The 12325-nt window shown below is 68.1% G+C and carries 15 protein-coding genes; 14 read left to right on the forward strand and 1 reads right to left on the reverse strand.

Going from position 1 to position 12325, the window contains the following annotated elements; all coding sequences use genetic code 11:
• Positions 1 to 35 precede the first annotated feature (35 nt).
• The 7 genes from ribD to ATL42_RS04885 all read left to right on the forward strand — a co-directional run bounded on the left by ribD (position 36) and on the right by ATL42_RS04885 (position 5283).
• Positions 36 to 1115, forward strand: a complete 1080-nt coding sequence (ribD, locus tag ATL42_RS04855; protein ID WP_245862134.1) for a bifunctional diaminohydroxyphosphoribosylaminopyrimidine deaminase/5-amino-6-(5-phosphoribosylamino)uracil reductase RibD — start codon at positions 36 to 38, stop codon at positions 1113 to 1115.
• Positions 1115 to 1720: a riboflavin synthase gene (locus tag ATL42_RS04860; RefSeq protein WP_098454382.1), complete on the forward strand. Its 606-nt coding sequence runs from the start codon at positions 1115 to 1117 to the stop codon at positions 1718 to 1720. The genes ribD and ATL42_RS04860 overlap by 1 nt, the downstream gene beginning before the upstream one ends.
• Complete coding sequence (ribA, locus tag ATL42_RS04865; protein ID WP_098454383.1) at positions 1717 to 3093, forward strand: GTP cyclohydrolase II; 1377 nt, start codon at positions 1717 to 1719, stop codon at positions 3091 to 3093. The genes ATL42_RS04860 and ribA overlap by 4 nt, the downstream gene beginning before the upstream one ends.
• Positions 3090 to 3557: a 6,7-dimethyl-8-ribityllumazine synthase gene (gene ribH / locus ATL42_RS04870; protein WP_098454384.1), complete on the forward strand. Its 468-nt coding sequence runs from the start codon at positions 3090 to 3092 to the stop codon at positions 3555 to 3557. Before ribA ends, ribH begins: the two co-directional genes overlap by 4 nt.
• Positions 3558 to 3627: 70 nt before the next feature.
• Complete coding sequence (locus ATL42_RS04875) at positions 3628 to 3891, forward strand: phosphoribosyl-ATP diphosphatase (protein ID WP_098454385.1); 264 nt, start codon at positions 3628 to 3630, stop codon at positions 3889 to 3891.
• Positions 3892 to 3941: 50 nt separating this feature from the next.
• On the forward strand, positions 3942 to 4790 hold the full coding sequence (hisG, locus tag ATL42_RS04880; RefSeq protein WP_098454386.1) for an ATP phosphoribosyltransferase: 849 nt from the start codon (positions 3942 to 3944) through the stop codon (positions 4788 to 4790).
• 28 nt (positions 4791 to 4818) lie between these two features.
• The gene (locus ATL42_RS04885) at positions 4819 to 5283 is read left to right on the forward strand and encodes a PH domain-containing protein (protein WP_245862137.1); all 465 of its coding nucleotides are present in this window, start codon (positions 4819 to 4821) and stop codon (positions 5281 to 5283) included.
• Between the two features lie 55 nt (positions 5284 to 5338).
• Here the strand turns inward: ATL42_RS04885 and ATL42_RS04890 are convergent, their stop codons facing one another.
• A complete protein-coding gene (locus ATL42_RS04890; protein WP_098454387.1) occupies positions 5339 to 7210 on the reverse strand; it encodes a DEAD/DEAH box helicase in 1872 nt (623 codons plus the stop codon).
• Between the two features lie 278 nt (positions 7211 to 7488).
• Here ATL42_RS04890 and clsA point away from each other — a divergent pair, with 278 nt between their 5' ends.
• From clsA to ATL42_RS04925, 7 genes are all read left to right on the forward strand, one after another.
• Positions 7489 to 8055 (forward strand): cardiolipin synthase ClsA, encoded by a 567-nt coding sequence (clsA, locus tag ATL42_RS04895; RefSeq protein ID WP_245862139.1) that lies wholly within the window; start codon positions 7489 to 7491, stop codon positions 8053 to 8055.
• A complete protein-coding gene (locus tag ATL42_RS04900) occupies positions 8052 to 8915 on the forward strand; it encodes a DUF881 domain-containing protein (RefSeq protein WP_169925338.1) in 864 nt (287 codons plus the stop codon). Before clsA ends, ATL42_RS04900 begins: the two co-directional genes overlap by 4 nt.
• Positions 8916 to 8937: 22 nt before the next feature.
• Positions 8938 to 9270 carry a small basic family protein gene (locus ATL42_RS04905; protein WP_098456343.1) on the forward strand — a complete coding sequence of 111 codons (333 nt, stop codon included), beginning with the start codon at positions 8938 to 8940 and terminating at the stop codon, positions 9268 to 9270.
• Entirely contained in the window at positions 9267 to 10313 is a 1047-nt protein-coding gene (locus tag ATL42_RS04910) for a DUF881 domain-containing protein (protein ID WP_098454390.1), read from the forward strand. The genes ATL42_RS04905 and ATL42_RS04910 overlap by 4 nt, the downstream gene beginning before the upstream one ends.
• 154 nt (positions 10314 to 10467) lie before the next feature.
• Positions 10468 to 10974: an FHA domain-containing protein gene (locus ATL42_RS04915; RefSeq protein ID WP_098454391.1), complete on the forward strand. Its 507-nt coding sequence runs from the start codon at positions 10468 to 10470 to the stop codon at positions 10972 to 10974.
• A gap of 38 nt (positions 10975 to 11012) precedes the next feature.
• Complete coding sequence (ftsR, locus tag ATL42_RS04920) at positions 11013 to 11777, forward strand: transcriptional regulator FtsR (RefSeq protein ID WP_342748107.1); 765 nt, start codon at positions 11013 to 11015, stop codon at positions 11775 to 11777.
• 31 nt (positions 11778 to 11808) lie between these two features.
• Entirely contained in the window at positions 11809 to 12294 is a 486-nt protein-coding gene (locus tag ATL42_RS04925; protein ID WP_098454392.1) for a bifunctional nuclease family protein, read from the forward strand.
• Positions 12295 to 12325: the final 31 nt, after the last annotated feature.

Here is a 12325-nt window from a genome sequence, read left to right on the forward strand (position 1 = left end):
ACCCCGGAGCGCTGGGCGCTACGGGACGGAGCGGGATGGACGCGAACAGGCTGACGGTCGAGTCGGCGATGCGTCGCGCGCTGGACCTTGCTGCTCGCGGTCCGGTGCACGGACCGAACCCGCAGGTGGGCTGTGTCCTCCTGGCGCCGAGCGTCCGCGAGGACGACGTGCGCGCTGTGCTGGCCGAGGGGTGGCACCGTGGCGCGGGTACCGCTCACGCTGAGGTGGACGCGCTCGCACAGGCTGCGAAGCGAGGAGTCGACGTCCGTGGAGCGACCGCGGTCGTCTCCCTTGAACCGTGCAACCACGTCGGCCGCACAGGCCCGTGCTCGGTCGCCCTCGTCGCGGCCAGCGTCGTGCAGGTCGTCTACGCGGTCGCTGACCCCAACCCCAGTGCTGCCGGGGGAGCCGAGCACCTGCGAGCCCACGGCGTCGCAGTCCGCGGCGGACTGCTCGCCGACGAGGGGGAGGAGCTCCTGCGGATCTGGCTGACGTCGGCCCGTCGCGGGACGCCGTACGTGACTCTCAAGACCGCGACGAGCCTCGACGGGTGCGTCGCCGCGGCTGACGGGTCGAGCCGCTGGATCACCGGCAGTGCAGCGCGAGAGCACGCGCACGAGGTACGCGCAGGCATCGACGCGATCGCCGTCGGCACCGGCACTCTCTTGGCCGACGACCCGTCCCTCACCGCTCGCACCCCGCACGGTGCACTGGCTGTGCACCAACCGCTCCGCGTGGTCGTCGGCGAGCGCGAGATCCCCACCGGCGCCCGCATCCACGGCCCGGGGGGAGAGGTCGTGCACGTGCGCAGCCGCGACATCCACGACGTGCTCGCCGTTCTCGGCGCCCGTGACGTCCGCCACCTCCTCGTCGAGGGCGGTCCCGCGCTGGCCACCGCGTTCTTGCGGGCTGGCGCCGTCGACGAGCTGCACTCCTACGTCGCCCCGATGCTCGTCGGGTCCGGGCGACGTGCAGTCACCGACCTCGGTGGACGCTCGCTCGACGATGCGTTGCGCTTCCGGACGGTCCACACCCGACAGCTGGGGGACGACGTCCTCGTCGTCTCTCGGGCACATCCCGCTGGAGCGGTCGTCGACCGCGCGAAGGAGTCTTGATGTTCACAGGAATCGTCGAAGAGATCGGCACCGTGACCGGCATCTCGTTCCCGGGCGGCGACTCCCACGACGCCGTCGTCACCATCGCCGGGCCGATCGTCACCTCGGACGCCGCACCGGGGGACTCCATCAGCGTCAACGGCGTGTGCCTGACCGTGTCGTCACTCCCGCTCGACGGGACGTTCACCGCGGACGTCATGCCCGAGTCGCTGCGCCGGACCGCGCTCGGCAGGCTCGTCCCCGGAGCTCGAGTGAACCTCGAACGCGCGGTGCGCGCCGACACGCGCCTCGGTGGACACATCGTCCAGGGGCACGTCGACGCAGTGGGCACGCTCGCCTCGCGAGCGCCGGGCCCTCGGTGGGACGACCTCGAGCTCGACGCACCACGTGACATCACGCGCTACATCGTCGAGAAGGGATCGATCACCGTGAGCGGCGTCTCCCTCACCGTCACGGGTGTCCGCGACGACGGATTCAGCGTCTCCCTCATCCCCACCACCCTCGAGACGACGATCCTCGGCGACCTGCGCCCAGGCGACACGGTCAACCTCGAGGTCGACATCATCGCGAAGTACGTCGAACGACTGCTAGGAGCACGCGCATGAGCGCAGGAACGAACGACATCTCGACCACCCGTACCGTCTCTGACGCCACCCGTCGCACGGCGGCGGTCGCGACGATCGAGCAGGCGCTCGACGAGCTGCGCGCCGGACGCCCCGTCCTCGTGGCAGACTCCCCGGACCGCGAGAACGAGGCCGACGTCATCTTCGCCGCCTCGAACGTCTCGACCAGCTGGGTCGCATGGACCATCCGTCACTCCTCGGGCTACCTGTGCGCGCCCATGCCTGCAGCGCGGGCCGACGCCCTCGACCTGCCGCTCATGGTTCCCCAGAGCCAGGACCCCCGACGCACGGCCTACACGGTGACCGTAGACGCAGCGACCGGCGTGACGACCGGCATCTCGGCATCCGACCGTGCCCGCACGCTCTCCGTGCTCGCGGATCCTGCCTCGGGCGCCGTCGATCTCATCCGGCCCGGGCACGTCCTGCCGCTGCGCGCGGTCGCCGGTGGCGTGCTGCACCGCGCAGGCCACACGGAGGCAGCCGTCGACCTCGTGCGGCTCGCCGGGCTCGGTTCCGTCGCAGGGATCGCCGAGCTCGTGAACGACGACGGAACCATGATGCGCATGGACGACTCGACGGCCCTCGCCACACGCGAGGGCCTGCTCCTCATCACCATCGCCGACCTCATCGCCTGGCGGCTCCTCCACGACCCGGTCGTCGCCAGCGACGACGCTGAACCTGAGGCTGCTCGCGTGCAGGCCACCACCGTCGCGAACCTGCCCACGGCACACGGCATGTTCCGCATCCACGGGTACCGGGACGTCAAGACCGGCGCCGAGCACGTCGCCCTCGTCCCCGAGTCCGCGAGCGCGCCGGCAGACGTGCCGATCGTGCGGGTGCACTCCGAGTGCCTCACCGGGGACGCGTTCGGCTCGTTGCGCTGCGACTGTGGTCCCCAGCTCCAGGCGTCCCTCGCCACGGTCGCTGTCGAGGGTGGTGCCGTCGTCTATCTCCGCGGTCATGAAGGACGCGGGATCGGTCTCCTGGCGAAGATCAGCGCCTACGCTCTCCAGGACGCGGGCCTCGACACCGTCGAGGCGAACCTCGAGCTCGGCTGGCCGGTGGACCGGCGTGAGTACGGGGCTGCTGCTGCGATCCTCGCAGACCTCGGGCTCCGCCGGATCCGGCTGCTCACCAACAACCCGACGAAGGTCACCGGCCTGACCGCCAGCGGCATCGACGTGGACCAGATGGTGCGGATCGAAGTGGGTCACACACCGGAGAACCACCAGTACCTTGTGACCAAGAAGGTGTCCATGGGTCATCTCTTGGACACGATCGCCGTGGACGTCCCGGCGGCGCCGGCAGTCCAGACGGTCGAGCACACCACCCCAACCGAGGAGGACCCGCGATGAGCGGAGCAGGAGCACCGACCGTGACGGTCGACGGGACCGGTCTGCGCGTGACGCTGATCGCAGCCCTGTGGCACACCGAGATCATGGACGGGCTCGTCGACGGTGCGCGACGAGCCCTCGCAGCGGCGAACGTCGCGCACGTCAAGGAGATCCGCGTGCCGGGGTCTTTCGAGCTGCCCGTCGTCGCACAACGAGCAGCCGAGGCAGGGGCCGACGCTGTCGTTGCGCTCGGGGTGATCGTCCGTGGCGGTACCCCGCACTTCGAGTATGTCTGCCAGGCTGCGACGATGGGGCTCACCGAGGTCGCGATCCGTACGGGCGTCCCTGTCGGCTTCGGTCTCTTGACGGTGGACGACGAGAAGCAGGCGCTCGACCGGGCAGGTCTTCCCGGGTCGCGAGAGGACAAGGGCGCTGAAGCCGTCGAGGCGGCGATAGCCACCGTCCTCGCACTGCGTGCACTGTGACACGGGTCTGTGCTGGTCGTTCGGCGGACACCCGTCGGGTGAACGCGCCGTTGGCGTCTAGGCTTGCCTCGTGAAGACGTTCGAGGAGCTGTTCGCAGAGCTCACCACCAAGTCCATCGACCGACCTGCCGGCTCCGGCACCGTCTCCGAGCTCGATGCGGGGGTGCATGCGATCGGCAAGAAGATCGTCGAAGAGGCCGCCGAGGTCTGGATGGCGGCTGAGTTCCAGAGCGACGACGAGACGTCCGCAGAGATCTCTCAGCTCCTCTACCACCTTCAGGTCCTCATGGTCGCGAAGGGTCTCACCCTCGAAGACGTCTACAAGCACCTCTGAGCGTCACGAACACGCTCAGGCTCTCACTCCTCACTGATCGCGAGAAAACCGTGCTCCGCATCGCCGTCCCCAACAAGGGGTCACTGTCCGAACCCGCGTCCGAGATGCTCCGGGAGGCCGGCTACCGGCAACGGCGCGACACCCGCGAGCTCGTGCTCTCGGACCCGGGCAACGACGTCGAGTTCTTCTTCCTGCGTCCGCGTGACGTCGCGGTCTACGTCGGGGCTGGCACCGTCGACGCAGGCATCACCGGACGCGACCTCATGCTCGACTCGGGGGCAGCGGCCGAGGAGCACCTCGCGCTCGGCTTCGCTCGTTCGACGTTCCGGTTCGCTGCTCCGACAGACACCATCACCGACATCTCGCAGGTCGAGGGACGACGTGTCGCGACCTCGTACTCGGTCCTCGTCGCCGCGCACCTTGCCGCGCACGGCATCACGCCGGCGGCGATCGTCCACCTCGACGGTGCTGTCGAGAGCTCGGTCAAGCTCGGTGTCGCCGAGGTCATCGCCGACGTCGTCGAGACGGGTACCACGCTCCGTGCTGCTGGCCTCGAGATCTTCGGAGAACCCATCCTGCGGTCCGAGGCCGTCCTCATCCGTCGCAAGGATGCCGAGATCAAGCCAGGACTGGACACACTGACACGCCGGTTGCAGGGAGTCCTCACTGCGCACGAGTACGTGCTCATGGACTACGACGTCCCGGTCGAGCTCGTCGACGCGGCCGTCGCGATCACGCCCGGTCTGGAGTCCCCGACCGTCTCTCCGTTGCACGACCGCGACTGGGCGGCTGTGCGAGCGATGGTCCGGCGTGACGAGACGAACAAGCTCATGGACGCTCTGTACGACGTCGGTGCACGTGCGATCCTGGTGACATCGATCCACGCCTGCCGGATCTAGCCCGGACAAGACCTGGGAGGTCGCAGTCGTGGCGACACCCGACGACCAGCTCTACGCACCGTTCCGCCCGCGCTTCGTCCGCTACGTCTCCAGCGCGTCGATCGCGGCGGCAACGATCGGCCTGATGATTCTCCTCACCGTGGCACCCGGCACCGGCGGTCAGGGGTACGCGCGCTCGAGCGCGGCAGGGATGAGCGTCGTCGTCCTCGCGGGCATCGCGTTCTTGTGGCGCCAAGGTTCCGTCCGCGCGGACGTCGATGCGACGTCTATCACCGTGCGCAACCTTGTCGTCGTGCGCACCTTCGCGTGGGAACAGGTTCTTGCGGTCTCGTTCGGAACCGGTGACCCCTGGGTGATGCTCGAGCTCGCGGACGGGAACCAGCATCCCGTCATGGGCATCCAACGTGCCGACGGTGCCCATGCAGCGAGCGACGCACGACGTCTCGCGACGCTCGTTGCGCTGCACGGCGAAGCGGCGGACCACACCCCGTAGACGAGGAGAGGGCCCCGCAGCATCGCTGCGGGGCCCTCTCCTCGTTCAGCTCAGATCAGAGTCCGGCGTGGTGACGCGGCTTGCGGTCGCGGTCGAACCGCTCCTCACGCCGACCTGCCGGAGCACTGTTGCGCGGGCCGCTGGCGGAAGCACCGCTGCGCGGGCCGTGCGAGGCGGGTCCGTCGTCGACCGTGATGCGCAGGGCCTTGCCGGCGACGCGAGCGCGGCCGATACGGTCCATCGTTGCCGAGTCGAGCGGGGTCGCGATGTCGACGAGCGAGAAGCTCGGGAAGATGTCGATCTTTCCGAGGTCCTTGCCGGAGAGCCCGCCCTCGTTCGTCAGCGCACCGACGATGCCGCTCGGCTGTGCGCCGTGCGTGTGACCGACCGAGAGACGGTAGCGCGTACCGATCGCGTCGCGTCGCGGCGCACGGCGGGTGCTGTCGCCGGAGTCACGGCGAGGGCCACGGTCCGAGCGATCGCTCGAGCCGGCGCGCTCGTCACGACGGCGCACGTCGCGAGCCTCGGCGCGCTGGGCCTCGAAGAGCTCTTCTTCGGCACGAGCCTGCGGTCCGCTGTCACCGACGGAGAGCGCAGCGAGAACCGCTGCGAGCTCGATCGGGTCGATGCCGTGGGTCTCGACGTACTCACGGACGAGGTCCTGGTACATCGACAGACGGCCAGCGACCTGACGCTCGGCGACGAGGCCCAGTGCGCGACGAACCTTGTAGCTCGACACGTCGGCGGGGGAGGGGATCTCGATCTCGACGAGCTGCTGGCGGATCGTGCGCTCGATCGTCTTGAGACGACCGCGCTCGTTCGGGGTGACGAAGGAGAGCGCCGTTCCCGTCCGGCCGGCGCGGCCGGTGCGGCCGATGCGGTGCACGTACGCCTCCGGCTCGCCGGGGATGTCGAAGTTCACGACGAGGCCGATGCGGTCGACGTCGAGGCCACGAGCAGCGACGTCGGTCGCGACGAGCACGTCGAGCGATCCGCCGCGCAGGCGCTCCACGATCTTCTCGCGGTCCTTCTGGGCGACATCACCTGAGATGGTCGCAGCGGAGATGCCCTTCTCGATGAGCGCGCTGCCGACCTCTTCTGCTGCACCACGGGTCCGGCAGAAGACGATCGCCGCATCGGCGTCGGACGTGGCGAGCACGCGGACGAGCGAGCCGATCTTGTGACGGAAAGGCACCACGGCGAACTGCTGCGTCACGCTGGTGACGGTGGACGACTGCCGTGAGACGGCGATCTCCACAGGTTGGCGCAGGTGGTGCTGGGCGACGCGGCGGATCTGCGGCGGCATCGTCGCTGAGAAGAGTGCGACCTGACGCTCGACCGGCGCTGCGCCGAAGACCTTCTCGACGTCTTCGGCGAAGCCCATCCGCAGCATCTCGTCTGCTTCGTCGAGCACGAGGAAGCGGATGCCCTCGAGCTTGAGCGTGCCGCGCTCGAGGTGGTCGATGACACGGCCAGGCGTTCCGACGACGACCTGCGCACCGCGGGAGAGCGAGCGCACCTGCTGCTGGTACGGAGCGCCGCCGTAGACGGGGATGACCTCGATGCCGGGGATGTGCTGCGCGAAGGTCTCGATCGCCTCGGCCACCTGCATCGCGAGCTCACGGGTCGGAGCGAGCACGAGGGCCTGCGTCTGACGGAGGTTCGGGTCGATCGCGGCGAGCATCGGGAGGCCGAAGGCCGCAGTCTTTCCCGTACCCGTCTGTGCGACACCGGTGATGTCGTTGCCGGCGAGGAGCGCAGGGATCGCGCGCTCTTGGATGAGGGAGGGGACCGTGAAGCCGAGGTCGAGCACAGCCTTGAGCAGCGGGGCCGGGAGTCCGAGATCGGCAAAGGTCAGAGCAGGGGGCGCGTCGACGGTGGAGTCGTTCTGGGCGCGCTCGGGCACAGCGGTGTCAAGGGACGTCATGAAAGAAGGCAACCATTCAGTGGTCTGGGGGAGCGGTCGGTCGAGCCATGGAAGATCGGCCTGTGTCGCAATCCCGAAAACACACACTGGGCCGGTTGGCCACTAACACACGCACACGCGGGACCCGCGACGAACTCCGAGGATTCCCCAGAGTCTACGCGGGTGTGTCCATAGATCGCGAGCGGGTAGCGGGTGACCTCAGACACACGCCTAGGATGGTCCTGGAAACAGGTACCGCGAAAGGATGTGGGGTGGGCAGCGTCGTCAGGGACCCGCACGTGAGCAGACGTGTCGTCACCGTTCCGAACGCGATCAGCCTGCTCCGCCTGGCGCTCGTGCCCGTGTTCGCCGTCCTCATCGTCCAGGGATCTGACGGGTGGGCGCTCCTCGTGCTCGCACTGTCGGGCTTCACCGACTGGCTGGACGGAGTGGTCGCGCGTCGGCTCGACCAGGTCTCCGAGCTCGGTCAGGTGCTGGACCCCGCAGCCGACCGGCTCTTCATCGTCGTCACCCTGGTGGCACTCGCCTGGCGTGACATCGTCCCGCTCTGGCTCCTCGCGCTCATCGTCGGCCGAGACGTGCTCCTGCTCCTCCTCCTGCCGGGGCTCTCGCGGCACGGGTACGGGCCGCTCCCGGTGAACTTCGTCGGGAAGGCGGCAACCTTCGCGCTCCTCTACGCCTTCCCGCTCCTCCTGCTCGCCGAGGCGCCCGGTGCGCTCGGAACCTGGGCATCGGTGCTCGGATGGGCGTTCGCATGGTGGGGTGTAGGCATGTACTGGTACTCGGGCGGCATGTACCTCCGCCAGACCTCTCAGCTCGTCGGACGCGGACGGGCGACGGCATGACCGGCCGCAGGCTCTCGGACGAGACCTTGACCGGACGCCCGCCTGTGGACGCGTCCATGACCTTGCTCAACGAGGTGATGCGGCAGCCGCTCGATCCCTCGTATGCTGCCGCGGCGAGACGACGTGCGACAGACGAGCCTCGTACGTCACGACCGCTGGGGGTCGCAGCCCTCCTCGTGCTGGCGATCTGCCTCGGGCTCGTCACGGCGAGCGCTGCGGTCCAGCTCCGGGCCCCTCAGCCTGCGGTCTTGGCTGCTCGGGCACTCCTCGAAGAGGAGATCGTCAGCCGGCGCGACCAGGTCGAGGACAAGGCGGCGCAGAACGCAGCGCTCCAGACGTCGATCGAACGGCTCCGCGACTCTGCGCTCGAGACGACGGATCCCGAGCTGCTCTCGGTGCTGCGGCGCGACAGCGTCGTCTCAGGAACCACGGCAGTCCGTGGGCCTGGGCTGATCATCACCATCGAGGACGGGGCGAGCGCGGCCGAGGACCAGAGGGCTCTCGTCCAGGACACCGACCTGCAGGTTGTCGTCAATGCGCTGTGGGAAGCCGGTGCTGAGGCGATCGCGATCAACGATCAGCGACTGACTGCGACGACAGCGATCCGGAGCGCGGGCAGCGCTATCCTCGTGGATCTCGTGGGAGTGAGCGGCCCGTACACGGTCGTCGCGATCGGTGACCGCAACGGCCTCGAGACCGGCTTCGCACGGTCATCGGCGATGCGCCAGCTCGAAGGGTTCGCGTCGAGCTACGGGATCAAGACGACGTTGAGCGGTCAGGACGACGTCGCTCTGCGGGCAGGGAAGCTGCCTGTTCTGTACTCTGCGAGCGCGATCGACGACGATAATGGCAGCCAGTGACGACACCATCGGGGAGAACAACGTGATTCCGGCCTTCGGACTCTTGATCGGCGTAGCAGCCGGGCTGTGGCTCGAGCCGACGGTTCCTGTGTACCTGCAGCCTTACCTCCCGATCGCGGTCGTCGCTGCGCTTGACGCGCTCTTCGGTGGCTTGCGCGCGCTGCTCGACGGGATGTTCGACGACAAGGTCTTTCTCGTCTCGTTCCTCTCGAACGTCGTCGTCGCTGCGCTCATCGTCTTTCTCGGCGACCAGCTCGGTGTCGGAACCCAGCTGTCGACCGGTGTCGTGGTGGTCCTGGGTATCCGGATCTTCTCCAACGCTGCAGCGATCCGCCGTCACCTCTTCCGCGCATGACGAGTCCTCAGACCCCGGAAGGGCGTATCGACCCGTCCAGCACCGACATCCAGCTGCCCTCCGACGACGAGGCCGTCGACGAAGGGCAGGTCGGGTCTCTGCAGACCGAGCCTGTCGAGGCACAGCCTCTCGAGACCGAGACCGAGACCGACGGTGTTGATGTCGACGACGAATCGCGTCGTGATCTGCTGAGCGCGCCGGAGCTCATCGACGCAGAGCCTGAGTCAGAGCCAGAACTGGATGGCGTCTCTGACGCTCCGGAGGCTCCGCCTGCGGTGAAGTCCGCGGCTCCTGCGGAGTCCCTGAAGACTCCGGAACGCCCGATCACGCCGTGGCGTCGGCTCACGACGGCATGGAGACCGCGGATGAGCCGTGCGCAGGTTCTTGCGGCGGTTCTCTGCGCCGTGCTGGGTTTTGCGCTCGTCGTCCAGCTTCGCCAGACGAAGCAGGACGAGTTTGCCAACCTGCGCCAGTCAGACCTTGTCCGCATCCTCGATGACGTCACGCGCAGGTCAGAGGACCTCGACCGCGAGCTGTCCTCGTTGCTCAAGACCGAGTTCGACCTTCGTTCGGGCACGGACTCGCAGCGTGCGGCGCTCGATCTTGCCGCGCAGGATGCCGCGACGCAGGGAATTCTCTCCGGTCGTCTGCCCGCCCAGGGCCCGGGTGTCGAGATCACGATCGCCGAGGGGGCCACGAAGATCTCGGCGGCGCGGATGTTCAACGTTCTGGAAGAGCTGCGCAACGCCGGGGCCGAGGTCATCGAGGTGAACGGGATCCGGATGATCACGAGCAGCTATTTCGGTGACGCTGCTAGCGGGATCGTCGTCGACGGGATCGCGGTGTCGGCCCCGTACCGCTGGTCGGTGATCGGTGATCCGCTCACGCTCCAGCCGGCGATGGAGATTCCCGGTGGGGCACTGCCGACGATCCGTTCCTACGGAGGCAGGACGACGATCGAGCAGCGTGAGCTCATCGAGATCAAGTCCGTCCGGGAGCCGGAAGAACCGGAGTTCGCCACGCCGAGCACAGACGCTGGATAAGAGGCATATTGAGCAGTAGCCGGTGTACGGTCTGTCTCGCTGGACGGTTCCAGAAAAATCGACGCACGATCTAAGGTTGTGCAGATCAGCAGCCGATAGCACGTCCGGCGACCGATACCCGTGACGGTGTCGGCGAGCATCTCAAGGAGGCGACATGAGGGACAGCAGCGAACTCGCTGGCGAGCAGTCGGGTACGGCTGGCTCCGTCGCGCCACGCGACCTCGGGGATACGACGATCACCTTCGGGGGTGCTTTCGGGGCAGAGGAGACGTCGGGGAGCATCGGTCTGACGTCAGAGCAGCAGGCAGCTGTGGCCGCCCTGCCTCGGACGTCGGCGTTGCTCATCATGCAGCGAGGGCAGAGCGGCGGGTCACGTTTTCTTCTTGACGCGGACCGCACCGTCGCGGGCCGCTCCGAGCACTCGGACATCTTTCTCGACGACGTGACGGTCTCGCGCAAGCACGCAGAGTTCGTCCGTGAGCTCGACGACTTTGTCGTCCGGGACATCGGCTCGCTCAACGGAACGTATGTGAACCGCAAGCGGATCGAGTCGGCTCTGCTCCGGGCCGGCGACGAGGTACAGATCGGCAAGTACCGGATGCTCTTCTACCCGAGCCCGCGCCTGAACTCTTCCGCGGGGTCAGGTCAGGCTGACGAGTGAGCGCTGCTCACGCCTCCCGTCGGGAGGACCTGGTCTCGGTGATCGGTCAGGCTGGTGGCGACTGCGACGAGCCTGCGGTGCGCCTCGTCGCAGAAGAGACGTGGCCTCGGGGGATCTCGCACGAAGCGTCGATGAGGATCTCGGACGTGCTGGGGAGCCTCCGTCTCGAGTTTCCAGCGGTGAGCCACTCGAAGCTGCGGTTCCTCGAGGAGCAGGGGCTCGTCGAGCCTGTTCGTACGCCGGCCGGGTATCGGCAGTACAGCCCTGCGGACGTCGAGCGGTTGCGGTTCGTGCTCATCGAGCAGCGGGACAGGTATCTGCCGCTCAAGGTCATCAAGGAGAAGCTGGCAGCCCTCGATGCAGGCGAGGGAGACGGCGACCCGGTGCCTGCGCCGCGCCTGGCGACGAGCGACGGTGAGACGGCCGGTCCGCCGTCTGCGCACAGCTCGGTGGCCTCGTTGGCCGACGATGCCGGTGTCGACGTCGAGCTCGTCCAGGCGCTCGTGGACTCTGGTGCGCTGCGCCCCGACGCGCTCGGACGGTTCGGCGGGTGGTCTCGGGAGATCGCGATCCTCGCCGCGGGCCTGGGGGAGTACGGCATCGAGCCTCGGCACCTGCGTTCCATGCGGTCGGCGGCTGACCGGCAGGTCTCGCTCGTGGAACAGGTGGTGGCGCCGTTGAGAGGCATCCAGGCGTCGTCCGCCCGGGCCCGAGCGAGCACCACCGCCGCTGAGGTGGGTGAAATGTGTGCGAATCTGCATACGGCCTGGGTACGTCAAGGCCTTTCTGATCTGACGACCTGACGCGTTCCGCCTTTGGTCGTACGGTGGGAGCATGCCTGATGACGTCCCGATGGTTCCGGTCGACGTCCTCGGTGTGCGCCGACGTTCCGCGAACGAGGAGATCGTCGTCTTGCTCCTCGACGCAGACTCGGAGCTCGTCGTCCCGATCGTCGTGGGTTCCCGTGAGGCGGGTGCGATCGCGATGGGGCAGGCCGGGCGGTCTGCGCCGCGCCCGATGCCGCACGACGTCGTCTGCTCGATCCTCGCCGCGGTGGACGTCACGCTCGACCATGTCGAGATCGTCACGCTGAAGGACGGGATCTTTCATGCCGACCTCGTGCTGAGTACCGGAGCACGGATCGACTCACGGGCGTCTGACGCGATCGCGCTGGCTGTGCGTACCGACGCCCCTGTCTTGTGCTCGGCGGAGGTGGTCGCCCTCGTGGGGGTCGAGGTCGTCTCGGTGCCGCAGGAACAGGACATCGAGCGGTTCCGGACCTTTCTCGATGCCGTGGAACCTGACGACTTCCATCGCTGAATCGGCCTGAGCAGGGCCGGCAACGCTCAAC

The organism is Sanguibacter antarcticus, assembly GCF_002564005.1.
Taxonomy (GTDB): domain Bacteria; phylum Actinomycetota; class Actinomycetes; order Actinomycetales; family Cellulomonadaceae; genus Sanguibacter; species Sanguibacter antarcticus.